Source organism: Mesorhizobium sp. Root157 (assembly GCF_001427385.1).
In the GTDB taxonomy this organism is placed as follows: Bacteria; Pseudomonadota; Alphaproteobacteria; order Rhizobiales; family Rhizobiaceae; genus Mesorhizobium.
In genome coordinates, this window is record NZ_LMGJ01000001.1 from 289,451 (window position 1) to 313,146 (window position 23,696).

Here is a 23,696-nt window from a genome sequence, read left to right on the forward strand (position 1 = left end):
AATCCTGCCCACATGCCTGGAATGAAATGATCCGCCACTGGTAAAGCGGTCCATACTTATACGCCTTCGCTTTCGCCCGACGTGATGGCCACTTGGAGCGCGGTATCTCCCCGCGCTTCCAATCCCCGGTCTCGACGGTAGATTTCTCCGCCGCGATTATCCCCCTCAGATTCATGGCAATTCTCATAGCCCAAATGGCTTAAAGAATCATCATACTTTGTCAAGTATATAATTAGGATTTTCCCTGCCAATTAACCGACTAGCATCGACCTGAATTCTCAGTATGGGTCAGATGCTCGCTGAGAACGCCGCCTCGCATTGGTGTTCACCGTACTGGACGGCGGAAAAGCAAAAGGCTGCCGAAGCAGCCTCACCGGCGCAAAGCGCCATCACACCAACAACATGTCAAACTCGGTTACCGCAGTCAATCGTTTTTTGCACGACGCTTTTCTTTCGTTGTGCGTTGCGTATAGAGCGACAGATCGTGCTTGGAAGGTATCGTGTATTTCGTGGCGGGCTTGCTGGACGCCTTGACCGCAATCCCCCATATCCTGGCTAGATCATCCAGTGACGTCCGCAGATTGTCAGTCGCAGTCAGCCTGTCGCGCTTTTCGGTGTAGAGTTCCGTCATTGCCTTGCCCTCACCACATACGCTGCGCACCAATTCATAGTTGCGCACACCAAGGGTGCGTTCGGCTTCGGCCAGGTATCTCGCGGCCTTCATCTGGCCGATATCGATAGGATCGGCGATCTTGCCCCCGTCTACCTTGTCGCGGCTGTAATCCATAGCCTGTGCCCCTGCTCCGCCTGTCGTTTCCCAATGACGGCGAAATCGCACGGCAGCCTCGGCTTGAGATTCATCGATCAGCTTGCGAGCCGCCAATGTCCCGACCGCGCTTTCGCGAACATTGACCGCAGCCTTGATTTTGCGCGGGACCGTGCTTTCGCCTTCGAGGTCCGGGCGCCAATATGGGTTATCGACAAACGCCGGCTGCAACTCGATCTTGCCGTATGTCACCGGGCGCTTTTTCTGCTTTGCCATGATCCCTCGTCCAGTTGCTCAAAAAGCCCCGGCGTGTTAGCCAAGGCTGTCTCCCAAGACGAAGTGATTTGCAGCCGTTCCCGCCCGCCAGCGGGGCGGCTGTTTCGTTTAGCGGCCCAATTCCCGCTCGATCCTGCGACCCATGCGCTCCAGTTCGGAAATGCGCGGCTCAAGTTCCTTGAATCGTTCGGACTGGATGCGGAGCGAATTCGCCATGTTCTTCATTTCCGCTATGATCGGCGCGGATTGCTCGATGAAGGCATCAAACTCGGGATTGCCGCCCTCCGGGCCGAAGAACTGTTCACGGACCTCGGACACCCATGCGCGCGGCACGCCAAGATCACGGCTTACTGCGGCATCCGTCCACGGCGCTTTGTAGCTTCCGGCCTTATCGTCGTAGACCTCATCGAGCTTGTCGGTGATGATGCGACGATCCTCCCTGCCCATTTCGCGCGGCGGCTCTACTTTCGGCGCTTCCGGCTTTTCCATTTTCACCACCTTCAATTCCGGCCTCCTTTTCTGGCATTCGGAGCAAACATCAGCAGCGGGACCGCGCCCGACGCTCCATCCTTTCTTGCGGAAATAATCATCGTCATTCAGCCCGGTGTCGGGATGGTAGGCGACCGAACCGCATTTGCTGCACTCGATCTTGGCGGCAGGAATGCGCTTGTCGCCATACTGGATTGCCTCGCGCGGAAAGCGCCTCTGCATTTTAGCTGGACTGTTGCTCATGTGTCCCTCGTGTGCCTGTCAGTCGTCCAATTCCGAAACCGGAACCCACTCTGCTTCGCCGTCGTATTTGCAGTGGAGGGCGGGACTTCCCTCAACGCCCCACACCGTGACGATTTTCTCGTCATGCTCGTCTAAAAACACGATGTGGAACACAAGGTCTGACGGCTTATCCAAATCATCATCAAGGTTGATAGCGATATCGGCCCGTACCCGCTCGACGCACGCTGGCGGATATTCGCCGTGCCAGATCAATTCGCCTTCACTCAGCTTCATCCCGTCCTCCTATGATCCGCGAATGGCAGCGGCGATGCGCTTGGCGATGCCGCTGGCGTAGGTGTACTTGTCAGCTTCGGCAAAGCACCGCTCGCGCTCTTCCTCTTTCCCGCGCTTCTCTGCGGCGGCGTCAGCGGCTTGGAGGGCTGCCGCGATGGTCTTCACGTCAGCTTGCGCGCCGCGTCCGAGCTTGTCGTAAATCGCTTCCGCTTCCGCGTTCACCTTGCTCATGACTGACCTCCTACGCTGCGAGCAGGACACGCGAAGCGGCCCGCTCGCTCTCTGTGCCCCTGCTGATTGATCTGAGACGGTGGCATTCGCACCACGGTCCATCTGCTGGCGCACCGCAGAACAGGTGCATGTCACCCTTCTCCGCGTCGTTCACAGCCCATCTGCATTCGCCATGTCCAAGCATGCGGATCGGACGACCTACGGTCAGCCGCTCGCCGTGGACGTATTCAGGCTCGGGAAGTGGTATGCTCGGCGCGTGGTCGAACAGAATCGACGGCGATACCACGGCAATGCGCGGGGCTGATCTTGGTCGGCGCAGTTCGCTGGCGGGCTTTGCCCTGCTTTTACGGGGCTTCTTTTCCCCGCCCTTGACCTGCCCGTTGTCGCCTACGGCGCGAAGGCGAACACCCGGCATCTTGTCGCCGTGACGGTCGAGCATGCCGATAATCGCATTGCGCGAAACAACGCAGGGAACGGCGCTTGCGATCTGCTGCGCCGACATGCCCGGTTGCCACGCGGCCTTGATGGCCTCGATGCGCTCCTGTGTGGTGAGTGACTGCCAGTCCATCACAGCGCCTCCATGTTGATCTTGGGGCGCCAAGGGCAGCGCGGGTCATTGATGATCGGATCACCCATGACGATGCCGGTCAGGCCCCGGTTATCGTTAGGTATCTCACCCCGGCGCTTTGCCAGTTCTTCGAGATTGATGCGACCCGCCATGCCGCGAAGGCCAGCAGCTTTCTTGGCTGCGGCCATCTCCCGGCACTGCGCCAACCGGTCTTGTTTGAAATTACTCATGCTTGCGTTCCTTGGATAAGCTGGAGGTCTGGGCCGCGTTCGCGCTCCTTGGCTGCATGGACGATCCGGCAGACATCGGCCTCGCTTGCACCTATCGCGCTGGCAATGTCGTGGGTGTCGAAGTGACCCGAACGCCAAAGCACCCACACCGCTGCGGCTTGGACGAGGTTCATGGCTGACCACCTAGTTTCTTGAAATTCGACGGGACCGGCTGATTGGCAATTGATGCCACCGCCTCCTCCGTCATGCCGTAGCGGGCGCGGATTTCAGCCCGTTCCGCTTCCTCTGCAGATTGCTTTTCATCGGTGTAACCGGCGAGGAAGCGGCTGTAGATCGCCGCCACTCGATCACGTTGACTTTGCGACGGCGCACTCCTTGGCGCTGGCCGGTCGCGCTCTATCGCCTCTTGCCGGCGCACTCGTTCCCTCTGGCGTTCGGGCCACTCCATGGCCTTGTCGCAAAGGCCGCGAAGCTCTGGCGGTTCTGGGAAGAACGGATGCCCCAGCTTGTTTTGCGACACAGCCTTGACGGCTTCGGCAAGTCCGTAGCGGGTCACACCATCGAGGGCGAGATAGTACAAAGCCTTGTCGATTTGCTGGTTTTCCGTTTTACGTGCCGGCAATCCGCGGAGTAAAATCAGGGCCTTGACCTTGTCCTCTTGCGTGGCCGGCGTCCAAAAATCTGTCTGATGGGCTAGCTGGTTCATCGATAATTCCAAGCGCGATTGCTTCTTCGGTCCACATACTGGCGAGCGTGGTTTTCTTGGGAGGTCCTGTGGTGCGATGATGTGGCCTGCGCTCGACGGCATGTCGGCACCAATTGCGCCACGTTGCCGGCCAATCGAGCTTCACGCCCTTCTGACCAGGCTGGGATATCCAGTAATCGCGGAACTTGAGCGCTTCGCGTTGGGCCTCGGCTTCGGAAAGCCCCGCCTCTACCGCTGCCACCATGTCCGGGGAAAAATCGCCAGGGAGCCTTGTCCCGCGTTTTTTGGAAGAACCGGTAGGTTCTTGTTTTTTATCTGTATCTGTATCTGTATGGTTGAACGTCCGTTGAACGTCCGTTGGCTCGCCGCTTTGTTTTTGTTGTCTTTTTTGAGCGCTTGCTTTCCCTGCTTTGGAATTTAATTTCAACTTGTTCGCACGACTTGAAATTTCAGCCATCGCGCGTCGGTTGGAAATCATCCCATTATCGACTTGGAACTTGTCGAGGCAGACCAGCTTTTCGAGTGTCTTGACGAACGTCGCTTCACGCATCCCGCAGTAGGTAGCGAGGATCATCGAGTTGTATTCGACGGGGCCGTTTTCTTCGTAGATACGGCACAGGACCATCGTGTAGACGCCAACTTCCTGTGCGGACAGGCCGCGAACGCCGTGCATGAAATCGGTCGGGTAAAAGTCGAAATACGGAATTCTGCGCTCGCTCATGCCGCCTCCAGCAGGATGCAGACGTTGCCGCCCTTGCGAGGGATGCCCCACACCGGAGCCTGATGCTGGAAGCAACTGTCATTGATGCCGATGGCGTCGGCGATGCCGTCGAAATAGGCTTTGCAGGCCGCAAGAAGGTTGTCGGCGTCCCTGTTGCGCTTGATCGGCGGTGAGAAAATGCACGTCACTTTGACCGCTGCTGCGTCTATCTGTGGCAGCTTGGCATCCTTCGCCATTGTGCTGGCGGCAAGCCGAGCGGCCTTCGTTGCCCTCGCCTTCGCCATGTAGTGCGGGCGCTCGTTCGGGTGCAGTGCCTTTGCAGGCCACGGAAGATCAATGCGCCACGCCGCCGCGCTTATGCTCTCCTGGGTCATGCAGGCGCCCCACCGAATAGAGGCTGCTGGACAGGCTCTGGCCCCCGAGCCGCAACGAACATATCCGGCTGGTCGACCGCCTTTTGGATGCGGCGGCAGGCGATATCGAAGTAGGACGGCTCGCGTTCGATGCCGACGAAGGTCCGGCCAGCCTTGACGCAAGCCACCCCGGTTGTGCCAGATCCCATGAATGGATCTAGGATGGTCTTGGCCTGCGGGATATGCGTGAGGCACCACTGCATTACCCCCAATGGCTTCTGCGTGGGGTGTTCATTGCGTTCTTCGCCACCCTTGCGAAGCATCCCATTCCACATATGCACGATGCGACGGACAGGCTTATTGAGGTTTGTCCAAGCCAACTCGCAATCAGCGAATCCACCGTTTGTCTGCTTGTCCCACACCAGCCAGCACTTGCTTGGCGGGAGGTGGAAGTAGTTGCCGCCGAATACGATCTGATGCGTACTGATTTCACGCATAAGGTCGATAACTTCTTGTGCGGGTGGCGCGGCATCCCAATCAGTCGCCGCGTACACGCCCTTCGCCGCCTTCATGCCGCCGCCTTGGAACCCACTCACCTTACTTGCGGCAGCATCGGCCCCAATCCCATAAGGCGGGTCGGTCAGAACCGCATCGAAATGGCCGAGCGTCGGCAGGATTTCGCGACAATCCCCGAGGATCAGCCGGCAGTCGCCAATCGTGACCTCTTTGCGGATGCCGGTCATCTCAGCAGCACCTCTTAAGCGCGTACAGGCCTATGATGACCGGGGCAGCCTCACAGATGACAATGAGGATCAGGAGACGCTGTAGGCCGGGAGAGATGGCAGGGGTGTCGCGCATTACAGCCATTCCTTTCTCAGGCGAGGGTCGATCCATTCGGCAAAGTCGATCTGTCGTTCTGCTTCGATCCGGGCTTCACGCGAGCGGTGAACCAGCTTGTCCGCCAGTCGCCGCGCCCGCTTGGCCAACAGTCCACGAACCCACCCCGGCAAGCTCTGCATCCAGTTCGGATATGCGGCGACGGAGGTCTTGAATTTCACGTTGAGCTTCCTCGAATTTGGCCCGCTTCAGGGCTTCCGCTTCTTCTGCGTCGATGCGCTTTGCTGCGCCCTCCCAAATTGCCCTCGCCCGCCTGAACGTCATGTTCTTGTGGAGTGCGCGGCGCATGTAGACGAAGGCGGCGTACTGCGCTGAGTAGACGCTTCCATGCCGGCCTTTTGGAAAGGCTTCTCTCATCAACTCACTTGCAAATGCCGTGTCACTCATTGACTTGTTCTTGTCACGCTCTGACAACACCTTGTCTGTTCCTTCTGCCATTCTGCTGAATGTCAGGAAGGAGAGACGAAACTACATGGAACACATCAGCCACCCGGCGCGCAGAGCTTTGGAACAGTGCAGGCGCGCTATGGAGGCGGGAAAGAAAATGACGCCCGGCGGTCAGGAAGGCCGGGAAGAATTGAAACCGGAGCCGGGCAAGCGGGAGAACGCTGCTCAAGGCTCCGGTATCCGCTCGGGAGGATGCGGATTCGATAGGTGCGGACAGGAATTGAGAGATTGCACCAATGCCGCCCCGGTTGAGGGACCGGTCGTCACTACCACCTGCCCGCGTTCGAAGCGGCTGGTAGGCGGCGCTGTTTCGGGACTGGTTTCGAACAACCCCGCGCTTCGAAATGAATTGCGCAGCCATGATGACAGGCGCGATCATGCCGGCACCAACGCGTCATCGCGCGCCTTGAGGCAGCCGTAGCAGTGCTTTGTGCCGCTGCCGGCGCACAGATCAGGATTAAGGCAATGAGGCCGAAGCGGCTTGCGCGGCTTGTCGCTCAGGAACGACAGTTTCGACGGGTCGAAGTCCTCAGAATTGGTGGCGGATGCCCCGCTTGCGGATATGACCGAATTGCCATCTTGCGCCGCGCTGGCAGTCTGATGCTCCGATTTGCCGCGATGAATGTCCGGCTCTACGCCGCCCTGCCCGCTCGGCATCGCATCGGAACTTGGTTCAGGTTGCCCGCCGTCAACCTGGGGAGAATGCGGGACAGGGGTATGGCTTGCCGGATGGTCTACCGGCTGTTCCTGGGTGTCTGTGATCGAAAGGACTTCGCCGGTTTCGAGATCGAATGGCGTCGAGCGCAAATCCTGAACCGTCTGCCGCATTTCCTTGGCGGCATAGAGAAGGCGATGCTTAGGCTCGACGCCCTTTGCTTCGGCGTAGGATTGGCTGGCAGAAAAATTTTTCTCGTTCATATTCGCCAAGCCGAGCATGTCGGCATAGGCGGAAGTGCTGTCTGCCTTGTCACGGATTTTCTGGACGCGCTTGCCGTCGCCCGCGTCGTCATTCTCGTCTTCGACGTGGGCCTTGATCAGCGCCTTGAGTGCACCCCAGTCGCCACCAGCATTCGCGACGACGGTGCGCAGCCCTGCGATTATCTTGGCATCGTCCATCTGGCGCTCGATGATCGGGCGCGCTTCCGTCATGATGTTCTTGAGGAACTGAGCGGTGACGGCCATTTATGCGGCCTCCGCTTCGCAGGTTTCGCGCTCGATGATTTCCCGCGCCATCTGTCGGGTGATGTCGTTCAGCGCGAAATATTCGCCATGCAGACGGAAGGCCCCGAACTGGGCGTGGTACCAGCCTTCCATCGGGAAAGTGGAGGGGAAGGAACCCAAAAGCGCAGCCTTCTCCCCGCGAATATAAGACAGGGTTTCAAGCCGCCTCTCGACGTTTCGGGATATTCCAATCTTGAGAAGGCAAGCGCCGGGGAAAATCGCGAAGTAGACTTGCCAACCTTGCCGGGCCTGCCGCTCGTCGCGCACCATCATGCCGAGCGTCGTCTTGCTGATGCCGCGCCGTGCCGCTTCCGCGTACACTTCGCGAATGTCAGCTGCGAGCGCGTCCTGCTCATCCTTGAGCCGGAGGACACGTTCGATGAAAGCGCGCAGTTGTCCGTCGCCCGTCATCGCTACGCTGCCTTCTCAGGCTTGGGATGGACTTCGCAAAACAGCGGACGCACGATGCCGTCGCAGCCCATGAAGAATGGCGCTGGTTTCAGGTTTTCAAATCGTGGGATGGAATTATGAGCGATGAGGTCCGGGCGGTTGTGACAAGCGGCAAGAGCCTGCTTGGTGGCGAAATTGACATCAAGGATACCGGCATCGTCCCGGCATTCATCGACGTGGTGACGGAACACCGCCACAATAGCGGCATCGTCTATCTTTCGTTCGGATGCACGTCCAAGGATGGAGACAACCGGGGGGAAGTCTTGCTCACCCACAGGCTCAGGATGAGCTTGGTCATGGCGCAAAGCCTCAGGGACACCCTCTCCAATCTGATTGGCGATGCGATGAAGCCAGTCGACAAATCGCAGGCGAATTGAATGATCGCCATTCATGCCGCTTGCTCCTTCTCAGGCTTGGGGGCGGCAATGGCTTCGAGGATACGTTGACGAGTAGGCGTGCGCGGCTCTCGACCGTCTCGAAGCTGGAACACGAACAGCGGATCGGCGGCGTACTCACGGCCAAACTGCGTCGGCGTCATGCCCTTGGAGGCAATGAACTTTTCAACGGTTTCTCGGAAGCGCTCAATCTCGGTCATTCCCTATTGATAATAGGAAATTCCCTACCATTCAAGAGGAAAATTCCTATTGGACGATAGGAAGGAATTTTGTGATGCCTAGGGAATGGCGGATGCAACTGTGGAAACGAGAATGGATGCCCTGCGGCGACGGCTATTGAAGGCCGTCAAGGTCGATGGCATTGCCACCTACAAAGAGCTATCTGAAGCGCTCAATCAGAACCCTACCTTTGTCCAACAATTCGTTACGAAGAGATCGCCAAAGCGACTATTTGACGAACAGATTGAAACCATCACCCAAATCCTGGACAGTCGAGAGGCCCCAAAAGCAGAGCCACCCTCGCCAGACAAAGAGGCGGAAACGCAGTTGCGTTCTGCGCTATTGGCTTTCGGTGTCGATGCCAAATTATTGCCCAGAGCTATTGCCGTGATCAGGAGTGGCTTTCTGACAGCCGGGGCGTCACAAGAACAAACCCCTCTTGATGATCAACCGCCACCTGCCAGTCGCCCCCATGAATCAGCGCCATCGCAGCGGAAACCTGCGCCGCATACCTCTTGACGGCCATCTTCGGATCGACGGGCGGCCCTGCCCCTGCTGCTTCCCTTAGCCCTGCAACGATTTCATGGTTCCGCGTCTCATATCGCGGCGTAATCCTGTGCCTGATGCTCATTTCGCCCTCGGGTATTCCAAAACCCATACAAGCGGGAATCGTTAACGGCGTCAAGAACAGAACAGGAACAGAGTTAGCGGCTTGTGAGCAGCGGGGGAAGGCGGTTAGATCGGCTGCGGCCCCTTACCCTCGCCCTGGTTTGATCGCTAGCGCCGGAAGGGAGGGAAAGGGACCGCAAACAAGGCATATTGGGAGCAGGAAATGATCTCAGAGGCTATTATTGGGGTAAACGCTCTTAACTCCATGCTCGATCTGGCTAAGAGTTTGAAGGGCATCAACGATGCTACCGTCAGGAACACGGTGGCTATAGAACTTACCGAAAAAATCATCGCTGCACATGCGGCGCAGGCGGCGTTGATTTCCAAGGTAGCTGATCTTGAAAAAGAACTGGTGCGCTTTGAAACATGGGAAGCAGAGAAGCAGCGCTATGACCTGCACGAGATTAAAAAGGGAAGGTTCACCCGCAGGCTGAAGGAATCTGTGGAGGGTTCCGAGCCGCCGCATCATATATGCGCTCAGTGCTACAATCGAGGCGTCAAGTCGATCTTGCAAAGCAAGGTGTCGGAAGTGGGCCGCAACACGCTGCTTGTATGCGGTGAGTGCAAGACGGAACTTAACTTGTCGCTTGCCGTCTAGAGCCATCGTCAAATCCAGACTTACCAGCCCGCCTAGCGCGGGCTTTTTTATTGTGGGGAGGGCCAGATTGGTAGGCCGCCCCTCCCCTTTTCATGAACACGCAACCCTTCCGGGTCGTCAGCATGATTCGCACATCGCGGCGGCGTTGTCAAAAATTTCCTATCACTAGGATTTTTCCTATTGACCGCAGATAGGAAATTCCCTATCGTGCTCCCATCCAATCGGAAAGGGAACGCAGATGAACGCCGCGCCACAAATCATTCACGCAGGAGTGCAGTCATGAACACCATGTCTCTCATCCGTGGCGCATCGCTGGCCACCACGTTCCGCGATCTGACGAAGACCTTGGATGTCATATCAAAGCCGAGCAAGGCAGACGTGTTCATTTCCGAACGCCGCTATGCAGAGAACGTCGCCCGCCCGATCAAAATCCTGTTCCGCTCCGAAGCCTACTACTGGGTCAACGAGCGCGAGCTTGAACTGCTCCGCGCCGGTCGCCTTCCCGAAGATTTGGGCCTTGAGCCAGTCGGGGAGAACGAGTGATGGACCGCGCCCTTCACCACGCCGCGAACATCGCAGCCCGTCATCCTTGGATAGTTATCGCCGCATGTCTCGTGTTTGCGGCTGCATATGAGGTGCCTGGATTATGACCGCGCACATAGAGCCGGTAGCTGAGCGGGCAAAGCTGGAGCGCTGGCAAAGCGTCCTGATCGCAGCCGGCGTCCATCCCCTCAAAGCAATTCTGATCATCGCCCTCGTAGCTGGTGATCGGGCAGACGAACGAAAGGAAGCGGCATGAACGATGCAACTTTCCGTTTTTACCACGACGCTATCGAAGCCCGCAGGGAAGCGCATTTCGTCATGCGTTCGAAGCTTCCCGGCTGGCGCATCCATGCCCGCGCCGCGCTCCGCAGGGCAATCATCAAATGGCAGGACTACGCCAAAGCTAGAAGGCTGCATGATGACCAACTACCTGTATCTGGATATTGAGACGATCCCGACTTCCGATGCTGAAAAGGTCGCGGAAATCGCGGCGTCGATCACCTGTCCCGGCAATATCTCCAAGCCTGAAAGCATCGCCGCTTGGGAGACAGAGAAGAAGCCGAAGCTAGTCGACGAAGCGGTTGCAAAGACCTCTTTCTCCGGTGCCTATGGCAAGGTGTGCTGCATCGGCTGGGCGTGGGATAGCTTCGAAGCCTGTTCGACCATCGGCGCGGATGAGCGCGAAGTCATTCAGTCGGCGTTCGACCGGATCGGCGGCAATCTGGCGCGCGTTCCGATTGTAACGGTTGTCGGTCACTACGTCGCCAATTTCGATCTGCGCTTTCTCATGCAGCGCGCAATCGTGCTGGGCGTCACCCTGCCCTCATGGTTCCCGCGCGATCCCAAGCCTTGGAGCCGGGAAGTATTCGACACCATGACGGCATGGGCGGGCGCGAAGGAAAGCATCAGCCTCGACAATCTCTGCAAGGTTCTCGGCATCCCCGGCAAGGACGGCGTTGACGGCTCGATGGTCGCCGGCATGTGGCAGCGCGGAGAGTTTGACGCGATTGCCTCTTACTGCCGCGACGACGTTGAGCGTGTTCGGAACGTGCATCGCAAGATGCAGGTGGCGTTCGGGGAGTTGGCGGCATGAGCGACAATCTCGCGCTATGGAACGCAGTCGAACAGACGCCGCCAAGCCAGGTAAAGCCCATCACCGGCAAGGCGTATCAAGGCACGTCTCCAAAGCCGTACTACCTTGTCCAGAAGGCGACCGAGACGTTCGGCCCTATCGGCATCGGGTGGGGTTTCTCAATTGTAGACGAGCGGATCGAGGAAGGCGCTGGAGGCGAGCGGATGAGCATCGCCCGCGTCAAGGTCTGGTTCAATTGGAACGGCGAGCGCGGCGAAGTCGAGCATATCGGTGGCACTTCGTTCTCTGGCATTCGTAGCAGCGGCAAGCCGTTCACCGACGAGGACGCCCCGAAGAAATCAGTCACCGACGCTCTCATCAAGGCGTTGTCGATGATTGGGTTTGCCGGCGATATTTTCATGGGCCGATACGATGACAGCAAGTATGTCGCGGACCTGAAAGCCGAAGAACGCGAACAGGCAAAGCCGAAAGCCAGCGCCGCCGAGCAAAAGCGCGGTCTTGAGGCTATCGAAGCTGATCTGCTCGACTGTCACACCATCGCGGACGTGAACAAGTGCGCCAAGATTTGGGCGTCGATCATGGATCGTGACGGATGGTCCAAGGACTATCGCGACACGGCCATTCCGAAGTTCGCGACACGGCGCGCGGCGCTGGCGGCTGATGACGAAATTCCCGACTTCCCCGGCGACCGACCGGCGTTAGCCGGTCACCCAATCATGGCAGGCTGACATGGCTTACGAGCAAAAAGACAATTCCGGCACCCTGTTCAAGAATGACAGGCGCGAGAAGGACAGTCACCCTCACGCCACCGGCACGGCGCTGATCGACGGCGTTGAATATTGGGTGAGCGCGTGGACCAAGGAAGGCCAGAAAGGCCGCTTCCAGTCCCTCGCTTTCAAGCGGAAAGAGCAGAGGCAGGAACAGAAGCCTCGCCAGCAATCCTACGCAGAACAGAGTGGCGGCACCTACGGCCATCAGCCTGCCGATCTCGACAATGACGAGGTGCCGTTCTGATGGAAAAGCAACGCTATATCCTCATCAGCGATCAGGTACGCCAGAACGCCATGCGTGCCGTCCACATCGCCCCTGTCGGTTATGCCGTAACAGTATCGCCAGCAACGCGCAGCCTCGATCAGAACGCCAAGTTTCACGCGATCTGTTCCGATCTGTCCAAGTCGCAAATGAAGTGGGCCGGCAAGCGCCGTTCGCTGGAAGAATGGAAAGTGCTGCTCATCAGCGCTCATGCCGTCGCCACCAATAGCAAGGGCGAAGTTATCCCCGGCCTCGAAGGCGAGTTCGTCGCAATCCGCGAAAGCAGCGCCCGTATGACAGTAGGACGCGCCGCCAGCCTTATCACCTATGCGCTGGCGTTCTGCGACACGAACGGCATCGAACTGACCGAGACGGCCAAGGGCGGATTCCTCGATCTGGAACGGAGGGTCGCATGAATGCCGACGGTGGAGCCAAGACGACAGAACTCGCGGCCATTTTCGGAGTCTCATACCCGACAATCAAGGACATCACGAAGATGCGCAGTTGGCTGCACCTTCCGCCAGTCCGCATGTCGAAAGCGCGAATTGAAGAAATCGTTAACTATGCGAGGGCGGCATGACACTTTCCCGCATAATTGCAGACGTGGTGTGGTTTTGGCAGCGCCGTCACAACCCGATGTGTGCCCTGCCGGAATGGCGCGAAGGGAATGAAATCGAACGGCGTGGCCATCGCACCGGTTGCACGCAGGCAGTCGGTCGCGCCCGCAAAGCCAAGCGCCAGGCTGTCCACGCGGCCCTTGGCCGGAAGGCGGTGCAGTGATGGCCCGCACCGTCGACGAGTGGATCGGCAAGACCGACGATCAGCGCGCACCACCTCGCATCCGTCAGCGCATATTCGATGACTGCGGCGGCAAGTGTCATATCTGCGGCGTCGTCATCATCGGCAAGAAATGGGCGCTGGATCACGTTACGGCACTCGTAAACGGCGGCGAGAACAGGCAGGCCAATCTCAAGCCAGTCCACATCACCTGTCATGCGGTCAAAACGGCTTCTGATGTGGCCGAGAAGGCCAAGGTCGCGGCCATTCGCGGCAAGCACATCGGCGCTGTCCGTCCCTCATCCTCGCTATCGACCCGCGACAGGCCGAAGCCTCCCAAGACCCTCACGAAACCAATGCCGCCCCGCGTCAAAGACGTGTTTGGCCGGCGTATCATCCCCGAGGCAAGATCATGACCACACTGGACCCGCGCGCCCTCGAAGCCGGCGCACCTACGGCTATGGGAGGCGGTAGGATGAAGCTGCTAGGCGGTCGCCCTATGAAGCTTATGGGCTTTGCGTTCACCGACATAGTAGTCGGGAAACCCGTTTTCTATTGGCAGGACACTCTTGGCCGAGACTGGCTTGCTCACGGCGCTTGGTCGATATTCCGAGTGCCTGCTGGTCGCTCCATACTGGATGGAGGGCGGGATGGTGAGTGAGAAAAGGCCAGATCAACTCAAGGAAATACCCGGCGAACTCGAATGGTTCGAGGGTGAGTTGCGAGAAGTCCTAGATGCGTCCCGCTACGGATGGTGGCGTTTCCACAAGCATTATGATCGCGATGGCTACTGCGATAATCCAGCAAGGGGATATTGACCATGACCGAACCCCTCACCCTTGCGCAGCGGTTGCGCGAACATGCCATTCGTTGTGATGACAATGCTTCGTCTGGCTGCAATGTCGAATTTGTAGAGCCGATGAAGGCTTGGGACGACTTCGCCATAGATTTCCGAATTGCCGCCACCCGCATCGAAGCCGACGCCGCCTTCATCGAAGTCGACGCCGCCTTCATCGCCTCTCTCCGCGCTGACAACAAGGCGCTGACGGACGAGCGACGTGAAATCCTAGATCGCTCGATGATGATGTTTGACGCCAAGAACTATTGGCGGGACCGCGCCACCGCCGCCGAGGCCAAGCTGGCTAAGGTGGAGGCGCGAGTGCGGACCGGCGATGCGGCGGCGCACATCGTTGCAGAGTTCGCCGCGCTGGTCCCTCTCTCCGAAACAATTCCAGCTACCGTCACAGGTCGGTCGCTCATCGAATGGTTCAAAGCAGCACTAGACGAGCGTGACGTTCTCGGGCCCGACCGGGACCGCCTCTCTGCCGAACTGGCAGAAGCGCGGAAGGAGCGGGACCGCTACAGGGCCGGCTTACAGACGCTCGCTACCAGCTTCTACAAAGAGGACCAGCATCAGGACTACGCCAAGCACGTCCTCGCCAGCAAGGAGGCCAGCCGATGAGCGCGACCGCGAGAATACTGGACGTTATGTGCGCCGCCAACGGCCATAAGAACCTCCCCGTCATCGTGGGCAAGGATCGCTACCTTGTAGAGCTGGCTCTGCTTCGCCTTGTACAGACGAGCGGCTACCGCATCCTTGGCCCTGATGAACTGGACCCGGTGACGGTAGAACGGTGCGCGGCGATTGCCGACAAGCGAGCCAGGATAGCCGCGACTGTATCGCACGAAGCGGCGGTTGCTCTGCTCGTTGTCCTGCCCGGAGCCATCCGCGCACTCTCCCCGGAGGCTCCCCAGCCGGAAGCCAAGGAGGCCCGCGATGCTGAGTGAACCCGGCAAAAACCCATCTCTGGTCAGATTCCTACAGGCGTGGGCAAGCAACCCTATCCCGGCACATATCCTGTCGGCAGGCGCGGATATCATGGAAATGGACGAATATGAGCCGGAACGCCGCGTCCATCAGATCGTTCAAAAGTGCGTCATCCTTTGGATCGAGGAAGCAGGCCGTTCAGCGCTTGAGGATCAGCGATGAGCAGGGCGCTCGCACTCGATTTCATCACACCGGAAGAACTGGCATCGAAAACCGGCTGGTCGCCCCGGCGCGTCCGCGAAATCGCGAGGGGGCTTGGCGCTTGCCGGATTATGGGCAATCGTATGGTGCTCACCGATGATGACGTTGCCGCAATTCTGGAAGCAAGCAGGCCATGCCCCTCAAAATCTATCGCAGAGGCGAAATCTGGCACTACAGCGGCACCGTTGCCAAGAGGCGATTTCGCGGAACTACAGGAACTTCTGACAAAGAGGAAGCGCTCCGCTTCACCTCAGAATTTGAAGCCCGTCAGCGAGCAGGTAATCTCTATGGCCCGGAAGCGGTCCTAACCTTCGCGCAGGCCGCAATCCTGTATCTCAAAGCCGAGAAGAACGACCGGTTTGTCCTGAAGGTCGCATCCTACTGGAAGAACACGCCTGTGCGGCAAATCAACGGCGGTGCGGTGCGGCAGGCGGCAATCGTCCTGCATCCGAATGCAGGCGGCGCGACCCGCAACCGGCAAGTGATCGTCCCGACGCAAGCCATCATTAATTTCGCCGCGTCCCTCGATCTCTGCCGAAATCTGAAGGTGAAACGGTTCCCAGTCATCACCAAGCGCAAAGAGCCGGTGACGTGGGAGTGGGTGCAGAAATTCATGGGCGCGGCTTCGCCCCACATGGGCGCGTTAGCCTGCTTCATGTTTCTGACTGGCGCGCGGGTATCAGAGGCGCTGGACGTTCGATGGAAGGACGTTGACCTACATGCGCGGCGCGCAGTCATCAGGCAGGGGAAGCTCGGAGGCGATGAGCGCAGCGCGCATTTGCCGCCAGTGCTGGTCGCTGCGATTGCCAACATCAAAAGCAACCGGGAGCCAGGGGAAAAGGTTTTTGGATATTCGAGCCGAGACACAGCAAAGCCTGTCTGGCGAGCCGCGTGCAAGCGGGCCAAGATCAAGCAGCTATCCTATCACGCCTGCCGTCACGGCTTTGCCACGGCGATGCTTCATTCGGGCGTTGACCCGATCACGGTTGCCAAGCTGGGAGGCTGGAAGGATGCCAAGCATGTGTTTGTCACATACGGCCACGCGATGCATGACGACACGCTCGCGGATAAAATTGTCACAAAAACTGACACAAACGGCGTCGACGAGAAGGACAATTCCAGTCGACAAGACCGATTAAATGCAGCAAGATCAAATAGTTAATATGGTCGACGAAATACGAATATTTGTGCCATCTATACACCCCTCGTTGGGGAGGGGTGGCCCACGGACGGCGATATTCTCTCAGCGGCCGGGCGTCAAGAGAAAAGTTTTTGTCGTTTCCGGGATATGGTCACAGGTGGCGGCAACCTCGCCTTCAACGAAAAACGGCGGGCCAAGCCCGCCGTTTCGCATGAAATCACCGCTGGCTTACCAGAGGTCGTAGCGCAAGCCGACCTTGAACTGGTGATTGTCGATGCCCTCGTGGATCGAATAGGCCGACGGGCTGTCGAGCCGCGCATATTCGGCATCGGGTGCGGACATGTACTGATAGCCGAGATCGACGACGACGTTCTTGGATACCTGATAGGCAAAGCCCGCATTCAACGTGTAGGCCAGCGAATACTGGGTCTTGCTGTCGGAGAACAGCACGTCGTTGGTATCGTCGGCCAGGTCATCGTAGTTGACCGACAGGCTCCGCTTGCTCTGGAATACGCCGACGCCCGCGCCGATGTACGGCGTGACGCCGACATAGGTGCCGAGATCGACATAGCCGTTGACCATCATGGTGCGCGCGCTGTTTTCTGCGCTCGCAGTTCCTAACGACGGGACGAGAGGATCATCGACCGCAACACTGACTTCGTTGCCTGGCAGCAGCCCGACATTGATGTCGCCGCGCAGATAGTCGTTGAAGTGGTAGCCGAAGCCGACGCTGGCGAAGACCGGCTTATCCCGCTCCGAATAAGCGACCGTCGGCGAACCGAAATCGACATTCCGGTAGGTCTCGTCCGGCAGATAGGCGACGTCGCCGCGCAGGTACCAGCCCGAACCGATCTCGACGGGCGTGTATTCCGGCGCCTGGTCGACATAGATCGGCGGATCATAGTCGGCCGCGAAAACCGCCGTGACCGGAAGCAACGCTGTCGCGGTCAATGCCAACGCAATGCGAGATTTCAGGTTCATGTCACCAACTCCCGAAGTTGGCGCTGGTGGAATCAGTCAATACCCAGCCGCCGGTTCGAGAGTATTGTTAACCATACAGGTTAAGTGGCGGTTAAGGATAACGAGACGTTACGAAATGAATTCGACGCCGCCACACATGAGGTTTGTAAGCCCAAAATAAAACCGCCCGGCTTTGACCGGGCGGTATCTTGGAGAACTGCGGGAGCGGCGATTACTTGGTGTAGATCGGCTCCGGTTCGTAAGCGACGGTCTGCGGTTCGTCGCACTTGCTGTTGCCGCTGAATGAATAGCGCAGGCCGCCGCGCACCTCATGCACGTTGATGCCTTTGTCGAAGCCCGGCCCAGCACCGCCGCCAGCGTCGATGTCGAACATCCTGCCGCCATTGATGTGGCTGAAGCGATAGCCGACGTCGAGATCGAGGTTGCGGGTCAGGCAGTAGGAGGCACCGGCCGACAGCGAGTAGGCGAAGCGCCAGCCCTTGCCGCCGCGATGCGTTGTCTCGGTGCAGGTAGTGGGGTCGGTAGGATCGGTACAAATCGAATTGTTCAGGTCATCCCACTTCACGCGCGCACCGCCGATACCGCCGCCGATGTAAGGGGTGACCTTGTACCAGGTTCCAAGGTCGACATAGGCGTTGGCGAGGAGCAGCAACGCAGAATAGGCCGTGGTGTCGGTCGAAACGCAGGTGACGCCCGGTGCAGGCGGCACGCAGTCGCCCACGGTCGCGCCGCGGAACTTGGACTTGGCCAGCCAGTCCAATGTCACGTCGGTGCGCAGATGCTCGTTGATCTGGTAGCCGACACCGGCTCCGGCAGAAAAGGCGCTTTTCAGGTTGCCGTCGGTGAAGCTGTTGGTTCCAGGAGGCGGTCCGTAAACGATGTAGTCCGCGCCACGGAACTTCGACCAGTGATAGTCGATGTCGCCGCGAAGATACCAGCCGCCATAGTCCGCCGCAGCCTCCTGATAGACGACAGGCGGGGGAGCCTGCTCTACCATCGGCTCCATGATGTCGGCAGCGAGCACCGGACCGGCAAGACCGATCGCGACACCAGCCAACATCGCCTTCTTTGCGAAACTGAACATCCTCGTCACCCCTGAATGTCGGGACCCAAAACCCGCCCGAAACTGATTGAGTTCGACGTGGATAATGAATTGCAAAAGTTAAAGGCCGTTTAACCTTGAAAATTAACCATGAAACCTTGCATTTGCGGTCGTGCGCATAGCCGCTCGCCGTCCGCGCTCATGAAAAAGGCCCGCCGAAGCGGGCCTTGGAAACCGGTTTGGAGTGTCGGGGTCAGGCCGCGTTGCGGGCTTGCGAAATCACCGTGACGAGGTCGTCCACCACGGTCTCGACCAGTTTCTGGTCGTCGCCTTCGGCCATCACCCGGATCAGCGGCTCGGTCCCCGAAGGCCGGATGACCAGGCGGCCGGATTTGCCGAGCCGGTCGCGGGCCTCGTCGATCGCCTGCTTGACCTGTGTGTCCTCCAGCGGAGCCCCGCCGGAAATGCGCACATTCTTCAAGAGTTGCGGCACCGGTTCGAACTTCTTCGACACCTCGCTGACCGGCTTGTTCTGGCGCTTGATGCAGGCCAGCACCTGCAAGGCCGAAACCAGCCCGTCGCCGGTGGTGGAGAAATCGGACAGAACGATGTGGCCGGACTGTTCGCCGCCGACGTTCAGCCCGTGCGCGCGCATATGTTCCACGACATAGCGATCGCCCACCTTGGTGCGGTGAAGTTGCAGGTTCATCCCGCCAAGGAACCGCTCGAGGCCGAGATTGGACATCACCGTGGAGACGACGCCGCCGCCGGCCAGGCGGCCGTTCTGCTGCCAGGATTCCGCGATCAGCGCCATGATCTGGTCGCCGTCGACGATCTCGCCGTTCTCGTCAACGATGACCACCCGGTCGGCATCGCCATCGAGTGCGATGCCGATATCGGCGCGCACCTCGTGTACCTTCTTCTGCAGGCCGAGCGGATGGGTGGAGCCGCATTCCTTGTTGATGTTGAACCCGTTCGGCTCGTCGTTGATGGCAACGACTTCGGCGCCGAGTTCCCAAAGAGCGGCAGGTGCCACCTTGTAGGCCGCACCGTTGGCGCAGTCGACCACGATCCTGAGGCCCGCCAGCGACATCGAGCGTGGCAACGTGCGCTTGGCGAACTCGATATAGCGGTCATGCACGCCGTCGACACGCTTGGCCCGGCCAAGTCCGTCGGAATCGGCCAGCGCCATCTCGATGTCGTCGTCGAGCATGGATTCGATGCGCTCCTCGATCTCGTCGGACAACTTGTAGCCGTCCGGGCCGAAAAGCTTGATGCCGTTGTCGTGATAGGCGTTGTGCGAGGCCGAGATCATGACGCCGATGTCGGCGCGCAGCGAACGCACCAGCATCGCCACCGCAGGCGTCGGAATAGGACCGAGCAGGAACACGTCCATGCCAGCCGCGCACAGCCCGGCCACGAGCGCGTTCTCGATCATGTAGCCGGACAGGCGCGTATCCTTGCCGAGCACGACGCGATGGCGATGGCTGCCCCGGTGGAACGAGAGGCCCGCCGCCATGCCGACGCGCATGGCAATCTCGGCTGTCATCGGGAACTTGTTGGCCCGCCCCCTGATCCCGTCGGTACCGAAATAACGTCCCATCAGTTACTTTCCTTGCAGCCTCGACAGCAGCATCTAATGCCACAACCTTGGCGAAATCGACTATCACATAGTGTGATCTAAGGTTACGAATCCTTAGAAAATCGTTCGTTCGGCGTATTTCGCGATGTTTTGGCAGCGATAACGAGGAATTTCACCCGGTCAGCGTGCCGTTACGGGAAACCCGACGCACCACTGCCTCGAACCGTGCAACTGCAGGTCGACGCAAAACGCCGCGGCATGTGCCGCGGCGGGTGAAACGGCCATCTCGCTCAGCCCTGCGGCTGAGGCTCCATGCCGCCTTCCGGTTCCGAGCCCTTTTTCTTGCCGCGGGCCGTGCCGCCGGCCTTGGGAACGGCCGAGCCACGGCTGGGCGGGGTGTCGTCGCCGAGATCGCGAGACGGCTTGTGGCCGGCGATCAACTGCTTGATCTCCTCGCCCGACAGCGTCTCGTATTCGAGCAGCCCTTCGGCCAGCGCGATCCAGGCCTTCTTCTGCTTGGTCAGGATCGTCTTTGCCGAGGTGTAGGCCTCGTCGATCAGGCGGCGCACTTCGGCATCGATGATCTGCGCCGTCTCTTCCGAGACATTTTGCGTGCGCGCCACCGAATGGCCAAGGAACACTTCCTCCTGGTTGTCGCCATAGGCGACATGGCCGAGCTTGTCGGAAAAGCCCCAGCGCGTCACCATGGCGCGCGCCAGCTTGGTTGCCTGCTCGATGTCGGAGGAAGCGCCGGAGGTGATGTTTTCCTTGCCGAACTTGAACTCTTCGGCCACGCGCCCGCCCATCATGATGGCAAGGCGCGAGATCATGTATTTGTAGCTCATCGAGTAGCGGTCGCCTTCCGGCAACTGCATGACCATGCCGAGTGCACGGCCGCGCGGAATGATCGTCGCCTTATGCAGCGGATCGGCCGACGGCACGTTCAGCGCGAGGATGGCATGGCCGGCCTCATGATAGGCGGTCAGCTCCTTTTCGGCCTGGGTCATGGCCGAGGAGCGGCGCTCCGCGCCCATCATGATCTTGTCCTTGGCGTCCTCGAACTCGGCCATGGTGACGAGGCGCTTGTTGCGCCGCGCCGCCATCAGCGCGCTCTCGTTGACGAGGTTGGCGAGGTCGGCACCGGAGAAGCCCGGCGTACCGCGCGCGATGACCTTGAGATCGACATTGGGGGCCAGCGGCACGTTGCGCACATGCACCTTGAGGATCTTCTCGCGGCCGACGATGTCGGGGTTCGGCACCACGACCTGGCGGTCGAAGCGGCCCGGACGCAGCAGCGCCGGGTCGAGAACGTCGGGGCGGTTGGTTGCCGCGATCAGGATGATCGATTCATTGGCCTCGAAGCCGTCCATCTCGACCAGCAACTGGTTCAGCGTCTGCTCGCGCTCGTCATTGCCGCCGCCGAGGCCGGCGCCGCGGTGACGGCCGACCGCGTCGATTTCGTCGATGAAGATGATGCAGGGCGCGTTCTTCTTGGCCTGCTCGAACATGTCACGCACACGGGATGCACCGACGCCGACGAACATTTCCACGAAATCCGAACCGGAGATGGTGAAGAACGGCACGTTGGCTTCGCCCGCCACCGAGCGCGCCAGCAAGGTCTTGCCGGTGCCGGGAGGGCCGACGAGCAGCACGCCGCGCGGAATCTTGCCGCCGAGGCGCTGGAACTTCTGCGGGTCGCGCAGGAATTCGACGATCTCTTCGAGGTCTTCCTTGGCCTCGTCGACACCTGCGACATCGCCGAAGGTGACGCGGCCATGCGCTTCGGTGAGCAGCTTGGCCTTCGACTTGCCGAAGCCCATGGCGCGGCCCGAGCCGGACTGCATCTGGCGCATGAAGAATATCCACACGCCGAGGATCAGGATCATCGGCAGCCACGAGATCAGGTAGCCGAACAAGGTGTTGGAACCGTCGGTCTCGGGACGGGCGTTGATGGTGACGTTCTTGCCTTCAAGGCGCGAAACCAGCGACTGGTCGCCCGGCGAATAGGTCTGGAAGCCGGCTGCGCTGTCGGTGTAGTTGCCGCTGATGCGGTCACCTGCGATCGTCACCGATTTGACCCTGCCAGAGTCGACGTCCTGCAGGAACTGCGAATACGGAACATCCGTCGAGGCCCCGCGCGTCTGCGGCGTCTGGAACAGGTTGAACAGGGCGATAAGCAGGACCGCTATGATCGCCCACAGCGCAAGGTTGCGATAGTTCGGATTCATCGAATGTCCTGTTGGCGGCCAGGGACTGCCGCGCGTGTTGAAATGAGCTTGGGGCTAACATAGGCAGCCCACACCCCCTTGCCAAGCACAACAGCACGGCTGGGTTAAGTCTTCGATCACGATCTGGCGTTGCCGGCGTTATACATAGGTGATTGCGGCACCCACCCCGCACCGATCAGATCGGACACGGCGCGTGCCGGCATCAGGTCGAAGGACGGCAGGAAACGCGCCCATGGCGCAACGACGGGCCTGACCGTCAGCCCCGCAACCGCGGTGTTTTCAGCCAGGCCAAGACATTCGCCGCCGCGCCACAGCGCAGGCTCGGCACAAAGTGCCGCACGCACAAGACTTCCCGGCCCGCCGCCTTGCACCGCTTGCGCAAGCCTCGCCGCATCGGCCGGGCCGGTCGGGGCGATCACCAAGCCCTCTTCGGTGTCGCTGAAAGTGATCGACCTTCGACCGTCCCAAAGGCGGCAATCCGTTGCCGGCATCGGTTCCGGCAGGCCGCGAGCCTCCCTGTAGAGGAAGATGCCGGCGCGACGTGCATCGATGGCCACCCGCGACAATGTGGTGCGAAACGGCTCGGTTCCGAGCCGGTCGAACAGGGCTGCGGCGCGCGCTTCGTCAGGCAGGAACGACACGCCGCCGACCGCCGCCAGCAGGATACGCAACGCGTAAATTGCCGCCGCGCGGTCGCCGCCATGGCCGAATTCCGGCTCCAGCCGGATCAAGCCCCGGACCGGCTGCGCGGCCAGCGCGTCAATGAGGGCGGCAGCCTGTTCTCCAAGCCCCATGCGCTCACGCGCCGCGCGAGCAGCCAATGCGATGGCCGCCGAAAAGCCCGCCCCGTTAGCGCCGATGGCGGCCCGCACACGCGGGCGCTCATAAGCGGTGTCGGCATTGGTCGGATCGTCGATCCATTGGATCCGCCGTTGCAGCAACATGGCGCGCAAGGCTTCGCGCCGCGTCCCGATCAGCGGCCGCACGATCCAGATGGCCCCGTCATAGAGCGTGGCCGGCGCCATGCCGGCAAGGCCGCGTCCCTCGTCGACGGCGCTGCGCTGCCGGCGCATGGCGACCGTTTCGGCCTGGTCGTCGGCGGTGTGGCCTGTCAGCACCATGCCGATGCCTTCGGCACGGGCAGCCTCCGCCAAAAGCCGGTAGCGCGCCTCGCGCGCCGCGGCCGGAACGCCGGTCTCGGGCTTGGCCTCGGCCCAGACCATGGTGCGGTGGGCGATGCCGAGCCGCTCGCAAAGCTGCTTGACGCCGGCAGCCTCGGCCGCCGACGACGGCCGCAGCGCATGGTCGACAGTCACCGCGACAAGTCTGGCGGAGCATCGGGCGCGTTCGAAATGATCTTTGAGGAGGATGAGCAGGGCGGTGGAATCGCTGCCGCCGGAAACGGCTACAACGGCGCCGTGCGAGAAATCGATGTGCGAAAGGAGATGGGCGTCGAGGTAGGGCGAAGCGTCCAGAGCGGCAAGCATTCAGGTTGC

38 protein-coding genes are annotated in these 23,696 nt (G+C 59.9%); 17 read left to right on the plus strand and 21 right to left on the minus strand.

Annotated elements, in window-relative coordinates:
* Nucleotides 1-424: 424 nt before the first annotated feature.
* The 16 genes from ASD64_RS01385 to ASD64_RS01455 all read right to left on the minus strand — a co-directional run bounded on the left by ASD64_RS01385 (nt 425) and on the right by ASD64_RS01455 (nt 8,466).
* The gene (locus ASD64_RS01385; RefSeq protein WP_200957771.1) at nt 425-1,042 is read right to left on the minus strand and encodes a hypothetical protein; all 618 of its coding nucleotides are present in this window, start codon (nt 1,040-1,042) and stop codon (nt 425-427) included.
* A 108-nt stretch (nt 1,043-1,150) separates the two neighbouring features.
* Complete coding sequence (locus ASD64_RS01390; RefSeq protein ID WP_156459955.1) at nt 1,151-1,774, minus strand: hypothetical protein; 624 nt, start codon at nt 1,772-1,774, stop codon at nt 1,151-1,153.
* An 18-nt stretch (nt 1,775-1,792) separates the two neighbouring features.
* On the minus strand, nt 1,793-2,047 hold the full coding sequence (locus tag ASD64_RS01395) for a hypothetical protein (protein WP_056099514.1): 255 nt from the start codon (nt 2,045-2,047) through the stop codon (nt 1,793-1,795).
* A 9-nt stretch (nt 2,048-2,056) separates the two neighbouring features.
* Nucleotides 2,057-2,278: a hypothetical protein gene (locus ASD64_RS01400; RefSeq protein WP_056099517.1), complete on the minus strand. Its 222-nt coding sequence runs from the start codon at nt 2,276-2,278 to the stop codon at nt 2,057-2,059.
* Nucleotides 2,279-2,288: 10 nt separating this feature from the next.
* Complete coding sequence (locus ASD64_RS01405) at nt 2,289-2,846, minus strand: GcrA family cell cycle regulator (protein WP_056099522.1); 558 nt, start codon at nt 2,844-2,846, stop codon at nt 2,289-2,291.
* Nucleotides 2,846-3,076, minus strand: a complete 231-nt coding sequence (locus tag ASD64_RS01410; RefSeq protein ID WP_156459956.1) for a hypothetical protein — start codon at nt 3,074-3,076, stop codon at nt 2,846-2,848. The genes ASD64_RS01405 and ASD64_RS01410 overlap by 1 nt, the downstream gene beginning before the upstream one ends.
* Nucleotides 3,073-3,249, minus strand: coding sequence for a hypothetical protein (locus ASD64_RS21315; RefSeq protein WP_200957772.1), 177 nt, complete (start codon nt 3,247-3,249; stop codon nt 3,073-3,075). Before ASD64_RS21315 ends, ASD64_RS01410 begins: the two co-directional genes overlap by 4 nt.
* Complete coding sequence (locus ASD64_RS01415) at nt 3,246-3,782, minus strand: hypothetical protein (protein WP_156459957.1); 537 nt, start codon at nt 3,780-3,782, stop codon at nt 3,246-3,248. The genes ASD64_RS21315 and ASD64_RS01415 overlap by 4 nt, the downstream gene beginning before the upstream one ends.
* Nucleotides 3,685-4,503, minus strand: coding sequence for a DUF1376 domain-containing protein (locus ASD64_RS01420; RefSeq protein ID WP_056099531.1), 819 nt, complete (start codon nt 4,501-4,503; stop codon nt 3,685-3,687). Before ASD64_RS01420 ends, ASD64_RS01415 begins: the two co-directional genes overlap by 98 nt.
* Nucleotides 4,500-4,877 carry a hypothetical protein gene (locus tag ASD64_RS01425; RefSeq protein WP_056099534.1) on the minus strand — a complete coding sequence of 126 codons (378 nt, stop codon included), beginning with the start codon at nt 4,875-4,877 and terminating at the stop codon, nt 4,500-4,502. The genes ASD64_RS01420 and ASD64_RS01425 overlap by 4 nt, the downstream gene beginning before the upstream one ends.
* Complete coding sequence (locus ASD64_RS01430) at nt 4,874-5,599, minus strand: DNA-methyltransferase (RefSeq protein WP_056099538.1); 726 nt, start codon at nt 5,597-5,599, stop codon at nt 4,874-4,876. Before ASD64_RS01430 ends, ASD64_RS01425 begins: the two co-directional genes overlap by 4 nt.
* A gap of 190 nt (nt 5,600-5,789) precedes the next feature.
* On the minus strand, nt 5,790-6,191 hold the full coding sequence (locus tag ASD64_RS01435; protein WP_200957773.1) for a hypothetical protein: 402 nt from the start codon (nt 6,189-6,191) through the stop codon (nt 5,790-5,792).
* Between the two features lie 384 nt (nt 6,192-6,575).
* Nucleotides 6,576-7,382: a hypothetical protein gene (locus ASD64_RS01440; RefSeq protein ID WP_056099541.1), complete on the minus strand. Its 807-nt coding sequence runs from the start codon at nt 7,380-7,382 to the stop codon at nt 6,576-6,578.
* A complete protein-coding gene (locus ASD64_RS01445; protein ID WP_056099543.1) occupies nt 7,383-7,832 on the minus strand; it encodes a GapR family DNA-binding domain-containing protein in 450 nt (149 codons plus the stop codon). It lies immediately after the preceding gene.
* Nucleotides 7,833-7,834: 2 nt separating this feature from the next.
* Nucleotides 7,835-8,263, minus strand: a complete 429-nt coding sequence (locus ASD64_RS20815) for a hypothetical protein (protein WP_156459958.1) — start codon at nt 8,261-8,263, stop codon at nt 7,835-7,837.
* Entirely contained in the window at nt 8,260-8,466 is a 207-nt protein-coding gene (locus ASD64_RS01455) for a hypothetical protein (protein ID WP_056099549.1), read from the minus strand. Before ASD64_RS01455 ends, ASD64_RS20815 begins: the two co-directional genes overlap by 4 nt.
* A gap of 112 nt (nt 8,467-8,578) precedes the next feature.
* On the opposite strand from ASD64_RS01455, the gene ASD64_RS20820 reads away from it, so the two are divergent.
* From ASD64_RS20820 to ASD64_RS01520, 17 genes are all read left to right on the plus strand, one after another.
* Entirely contained in the window at nt 8,579-9,004 is a 426-nt protein-coding gene (locus ASD64_RS20820) for a hypothetical protein (protein WP_156459959.1), read from the plus strand.
* A 313-nt stretch (nt 9,005-9,317) separates the two neighbouring features.
* Nucleotides 9,318-9,752, plus strand: coding sequence for a hypothetical protein (locus ASD64_RS01465; protein ID WP_156459960.1), 435 nt, complete (start codon nt 9,318-9,320; stop codon nt 9,750-9,752).
* Nucleotides 9,753-10,031: 279 nt separating this feature from the next.
* On the plus strand, nt 10,032-10,295 hold the full coding sequence (locus ASD64_RS01470; protein ID WP_056099558.1) for a hypothetical protein: 264 nt from the start codon (nt 10,032-10,034) through the stop codon (nt 10,293-10,295).
* A gap of 103 nt (nt 10,296-10,398) precedes the next feature.
* Complete coding sequence (locus ASD64_RS20825; RefSeq protein ID WP_156459961.1) at nt 10,399-10,551, plus strand: hypothetical protein; 153 nt, start codon at nt 10,399-10,401, stop codon at nt 10,549-10,551.
* Nucleotides 10,548-10,742, plus strand: a complete 195-nt coding sequence (locus ASD64_RS21200; protein WP_162249044.1) for a hypothetical protein — start codon at nt 10,548-10,550, stop codon at nt 10,740-10,742. The genes ASD64_RS20825 and ASD64_RS21200 overlap by 4 nt, the downstream gene beginning before the upstream one ends.
* A complete protein-coding gene (locus ASD64_RS01475; RefSeq protein WP_162249045.1) occupies nt 10,714-11,388 on the plus strand; it encodes a hypothetical protein in 675 nt (224 codons plus the stop codon). Before ASD64_RS21200 ends, ASD64_RS01475 begins: the two co-directional genes overlap by 29 nt.
* Nucleotides 11,385-12,116: a hypothetical protein gene (locus ASD64_RS01480; RefSeq protein WP_056099564.1), complete on the plus strand. Its 732-nt coding sequence runs from the start codon at nt 11,385-11,387 to the stop codon at nt 12,114-12,116. Before ASD64_RS01475 ends, ASD64_RS01480 begins: the two co-directional genes overlap by 4 nt.
* Before the next feature lies 1 nt (nt 12,117).
* Nucleotides 12,118-12,402, plus strand: a complete 285-nt coding sequence (locus ASD64_RS01485; RefSeq protein WP_056099567.1) for a hypothetical protein — start codon at nt 12,118-12,120, stop codon at nt 12,400-12,402.
* A complete protein-coding gene (locus tag ASD64_RS01490) occupies nt 12,402-12,836 on the plus strand; it encodes a recombination protein NinB (protein ID WP_056099572.1) in 435 nt (144 codons plus the stop codon). Before ASD64_RS01485 ends, ASD64_RS01490 begins: the two co-directional genes overlap by 1 nt.
* Nucleotides 12,833-13,000, plus strand: coding sequence for a hypothetical protein (locus ASD64_RS20830; RefSeq protein WP_156459962.1), 168 nt, complete (start codon nt 12,833-12,835; stop codon nt 12,998-13,000). Before ASD64_RS01490 ends, ASD64_RS20830 begins: the two co-directional genes overlap by 4 nt.
* Complete coding sequence (locus ASD64_RS01495) at nt 12,997-13,200, plus strand: hypothetical protein (RefSeq protein ID WP_056099574.1); 204 nt, start codon at nt 12,997-12,999, stop codon at nt 13,198-13,200. Before ASD64_RS20830 ends, ASD64_RS01495 begins: the two co-directional genes overlap by 4 nt.
* A complete protein-coding gene (locus ASD64_RS01500; protein WP_082549808.1) occupies nt 13,200-13,613 on the plus strand; it encodes an HNH endonuclease in 414 nt (137 codons plus the stop codon). Before ASD64_RS01495 ends, ASD64_RS01500 begins: the two co-directional genes overlap by 1 nt.
* Before the next feature lie 168 nt (nt 13,614-13,781).
* Entirely contained in the window at nt 13,782-14,015 is a 234-nt protein-coding gene (locus ASD64_RS21440; protein ID WP_210171805.1) for a hypothetical protein, read from the plus strand.
* 2 nt (nt 14,016-14,017) lie between these two features.
* Nucleotides 14,018-14,659: a hypothetical protein gene (locus tag ASD64_RS01510; RefSeq protein WP_056099581.1), complete on the plus strand. Its 642-nt coding sequence runs from the start codon at nt 14,018-14,020 to the stop codon at nt 14,657-14,659.
* Nucleotides 14,656-14,985: a hypothetical protein gene (locus tag ASD64_RS01515; RefSeq protein ID WP_056099584.1), complete on the plus strand. Its 330-nt coding sequence runs from the start codon at nt 14,656-14,658 to the stop codon at nt 14,983-14,985. The genes ASD64_RS01510 and ASD64_RS01515 overlap by 4 nt, the downstream gene beginning before the upstream one ends.
* Entirely contained in the window at nt 14,975-15,187 is a 213-nt protein-coding gene (locus ASD64_RS20835) for a hypothetical protein (RefSeq protein ID WP_156459963.1), read from the plus strand. Before ASD64_RS01515 ends, ASD64_RS20835 begins: the two co-directional genes overlap by 11 nt.
* A gap of 172 nt (nt 15,188-15,359) precedes the next feature.
* Nucleotides 15,360-16,388, plus strand: coding sequence for a tyrosine-type recombinase/integrase (locus ASD64_RS01520; RefSeq protein ID WP_056099588.1), 1,029 nt, complete (start codon nt 15,360-15,362; stop codon nt 16,386-16,388).
* A gap of 207 nt (nt 16,389-16,595) precedes the next feature.
* On the opposite strand, the gene ASD64_RS01525 is transcribed toward ASD64_RS01520, so the two are convergent.
* The 5 genes from ASD64_RS01525 to tilS all read right to left on the minus strand — a co-directional run bounded on the left by ASD64_RS01525 (nt 16,596) and on the right by tilS (nt 23,687).
* A complete protein-coding gene (locus ASD64_RS01525; protein ID WP_056099591.1) occupies nt 16,596-17,348 on the minus strand; it encodes an outer membrane protein in 753 nt (250 codons plus the stop codon).
* A 211-nt stretch (nt 17,349-17,559) separates the two neighbouring features.
* On the minus strand, nt 17,560-18,432 hold the full coding sequence (locus tag ASD64_RS01530; protein WP_056099595.1) for an outer membrane protein: 873 nt from the start codon (nt 18,430-18,432) through the stop codon (nt 17,560-17,562).
* A gap of 211 nt (nt 18,433-18,643) precedes the next feature.
* Nucleotides 18,644-19,996, minus strand: coding sequence for a phosphoglucosamine mutase (gene glmM, locus ASD64_RS01535; RefSeq protein WP_056099596.1), 1,353 nt, complete (start codon nt 19,994-19,996; stop codon nt 18,644-18,646).
* A gap of 266 nt (nt 19,997-20,262) precedes the next feature.
* Nucleotides 20,263-22,200: an ATP-dependent zinc metalloprotease FtsH gene (gene ftsH, locus ASD64_RS01540; RefSeq protein WP_056099599.1), complete on the minus strand. Its 1,938-nt coding sequence runs from the start codon at nt 22,198-22,200 to the stop codon at nt 20,263-20,265.
* A gap of 116 nt (nt 22,201-22,316) precedes the next feature.
* Nucleotides 22,317-23,687 carry a tRNA lysidine(34) synthetase TilS gene (gene tilS / locus ASD64_RS01545; RefSeq protein WP_056099602.1) on the minus strand — a complete coding sequence of 457 codons (1,371 nt, stop codon included), beginning with the start codon at nt 23,685-23,687 and terminating at the stop codon, nt 22,317-22,319.
* Nucleotides 23,688-23,696: the final 9 nt, after the last annotated feature.

Coding starts and splice junctions, on each gene's coding strand:
- ASD64_RS01465 (WP_156459960.1), top strand. CDS start 9,318: ATGATCTCAGAGGCTATTATTGGGGTAAACGCTCTTAACTCCATGCTC.
- ASD64_RS01405 (WP_056099522.1), bottom strand. CDS start 2,846: ATGGACTGGCAGTCACTCACCACACAGGAGCGCATCGAGGCCATCAAG.
- ASD64_RS20815 (WP_156459958.1), bottom strand. CDS start 8,263: ATGAATGGCGATCATTCAATTCGCCTGCGATTTGTCGACTGGCTTCAT.
- ASD64_RS01415 (WP_156459957.1), bottom strand. CDS start 3,782: ATGAACCAGCTAGCCCATCAGACAGATTTTTGGACGCCGGCCACGCAA.
- ASD64_RS01420 (WP_056099531.1), bottom strand. CDS start 4,503: ATGAGCGAGCGCAGAATTCCGTATTTCGACTTTTACCCGACCGATTTC.
- ASD64_RS01385 (WP_200957771.1), bottom strand. CDS start 1,042: ATGGCAAAGCAGAAAAAGCGCCCGGTGACATACGGCAAGATCGAGTTG.
- ftsH (WP_056099599.1), bottom strand. CDS start 22,200: ATGAATCCGAACTATCGCAACCTTGCGCTGTGGGCGATCATAGCGGTC.
- ASD64_RS01400 (WP_056099517.1), bottom strand. CDS start 2,278: ATGAGCAAGGTGAACGCGGAAGCGGAAGCGATTTACGACAAGCTCGGA.
- ASD64_RS01490 (WP_056099572.1), top strand. CDS start 12,402: ATGGAAAAGCAACGCTATATCCTCATCAGCGATCAGGTACGCCAGAAC.
- ASD64_RS01445 (WP_056099543.1), bottom strand. CDS start 7,832: ATGACGGGCGACGGACAACTGCGCGCTTTCATCGAACGTGTCCTCCGG.
- ASD64_RS20825 (WP_156459961.1), top strand. CDS start 10,399: ATGACCGCGCACATAGAGCCGGTAGCTGAGCGGGCAAAGCTGGAGCGC.
- ASD64_RS01425 (WP_056099534.1), bottom strand. CDS start 4,877: ATGACCCAGGAGAGCATAAGCGCGGCGGCGTGGCGCATTGATCTTCCG.
- tilS (WP_056099602.1), bottom strand. CDS start 23,687: ATGCTTGCCGCTCTGGACGCTTCGCCCTACCTCGACGCCCATCTCCTT.
- ASD64_RS01395 (WP_056099514.1), bottom strand. CDS start 2,047: ATGAAGCTGAGTGAAGGCGAATTGATCTGGCACGGCGAATATCCGCCA.
- ASD64_RS01510 (WP_056099581.1), top strand. CDS start 14,018: ATGACCGAACCCCTCACCCTTGCGCAGCGGTTGCGCGAACATGCCATT.
- ASD64_RS01470 (WP_056099558.1), top strand. CDS start 10,032: ATGAACACCATGTCTCTCATCCGTGGCGCATCGCTGGCCACCACGTTC.
- ASD64_RS21200 (WP_162249044.1), top strand. CDS start 10,548: ATGAACGATGCAACTTTCCGTTTTTACCACGACGCTATCGAAGCCCGC.
- ASD64_RS01485 (WP_056099567.1), top strand. CDS start 12,118: ATGGCTTACGAGCAAAAAGACAATTCCGGCACCCTGTTCAAGAATGAC.
- ASD64_RS01455 (WP_056099549.1), bottom strand. CDS start 8,466: ATGACCGAGATTGAGCGCTTCCGAGAAACCGTTGAAAAGTTCATTGCC.
- ASD64_RS01435 (WP_200957773.1), bottom strand. CDS start 6,191: ATGGCAGAAGGAACAGACAAGGTGTTGTCAGAGCGTGACAAGAACAAG.
- ASD64_RS01525 (WP_056099591.1), bottom strand. CDS start 17,348: ATGAACCTGAAATCTCGCATTGCGTTGGCATTGACCGCGACAGCGTTG.
- ASD64_RS01475 (WP_162249045.1), top strand. CDS start 10,714: ATGACCAACTACCTGTATCTGGATATTGAGACGATCCCGACTTCCGAT.
- ASD64_RS01410 (WP_156459956.1), bottom strand. CDS start 3,076: ATGAGTAATTTCAAACAAGACCGGTTGGCGCAGTGCCGGGAGATGGCC.
- ASD64_RS20835 (WP_156459963.1), top strand. CDS start 14,975: ATGCTGAGTGAACCCGGCAAAAACCCATCTCTGGTCAGATTCCTACAG.
- ASD64_RS20830 (WP_156459962.1), top strand. CDS start 12,833: ATGAATGCCGACGGTGGAGCCAAGACGACAGAACTCGCGGCCATTTTC.
- ASD64_RS01495 (WP_056099574.1), top strand. CDS start 12,997: ATGACACTTTCCCGCATAATTGCAGACGTGGTGTGGTTTTGGCAGCGC.
- ASD64_RS01530 (WP_056099595.1), bottom strand. CDS start 18,432: ATGTTCAGTTTCGCAAAGAAGGCGATGTTGGCTGGTGTCGCGATCGGT.
- ASD64_RS01480 (WP_056099564.1), top strand. CDS start 11,385: ATGAGCGACAATCTCGCGCTATGGAACGCAGTCGAACAGACGCCGCCA.
- ASD64_RS01440 (WP_056099541.1), bottom strand. CDS start 7,382: ATGGCCGTCACCGCTCAGTTCCTCAAGAACATCATGACGGAAGCGCGC.
- ASD64_RS20820 (WP_156459959.1), top strand. CDS start 8,579: ATGGATGCCCTGCGGCGACGGCTATTGAAGGCCGTCAAGGTCGATGGC.
- ASD64_RS01500 (WP_082549808.1), top strand. CDS start 13,200: ATGGCCCGCACCGTCGACGAGTGGATCGGCAAGACCGACGATCAGCGC.
- ASD64_RS01520 (WP_056099588.1), top strand. CDS start 15,360: ATGCCCCTCAAAATCTATCGCAGAGGCGAAATCTGGCACTACAGCGGC.
- ASD64_RS21315 (WP_200957772.1), bottom strand. CDS start 3,249: ATGAACCTCGTCCAAGCCGCAGCGGTGTGGGTGCTTTGGCGTTCGGGT.
- ASD64_RS01515 (WP_056099584.1), top strand. CDS start 14,656: ATGAGCGCGACCGCGAGAATACTGGACGTTATGTGCGCCGCCAACGGC.
- ASD64_RS01430 (WP_056099538.1), bottom strand. CDS start 5,599: ATGACCGGCATCCGCAAAGAGGTCACGATTGGCGACTGCCGGCTGATC.
- ASD64_RS01390 (WP_156459955.1), bottom strand. CDS start 1,774: ATGAGCAACAGTCCAGCTAAAATGCAGAGGCGCTTTCCGCGCGAGGCA.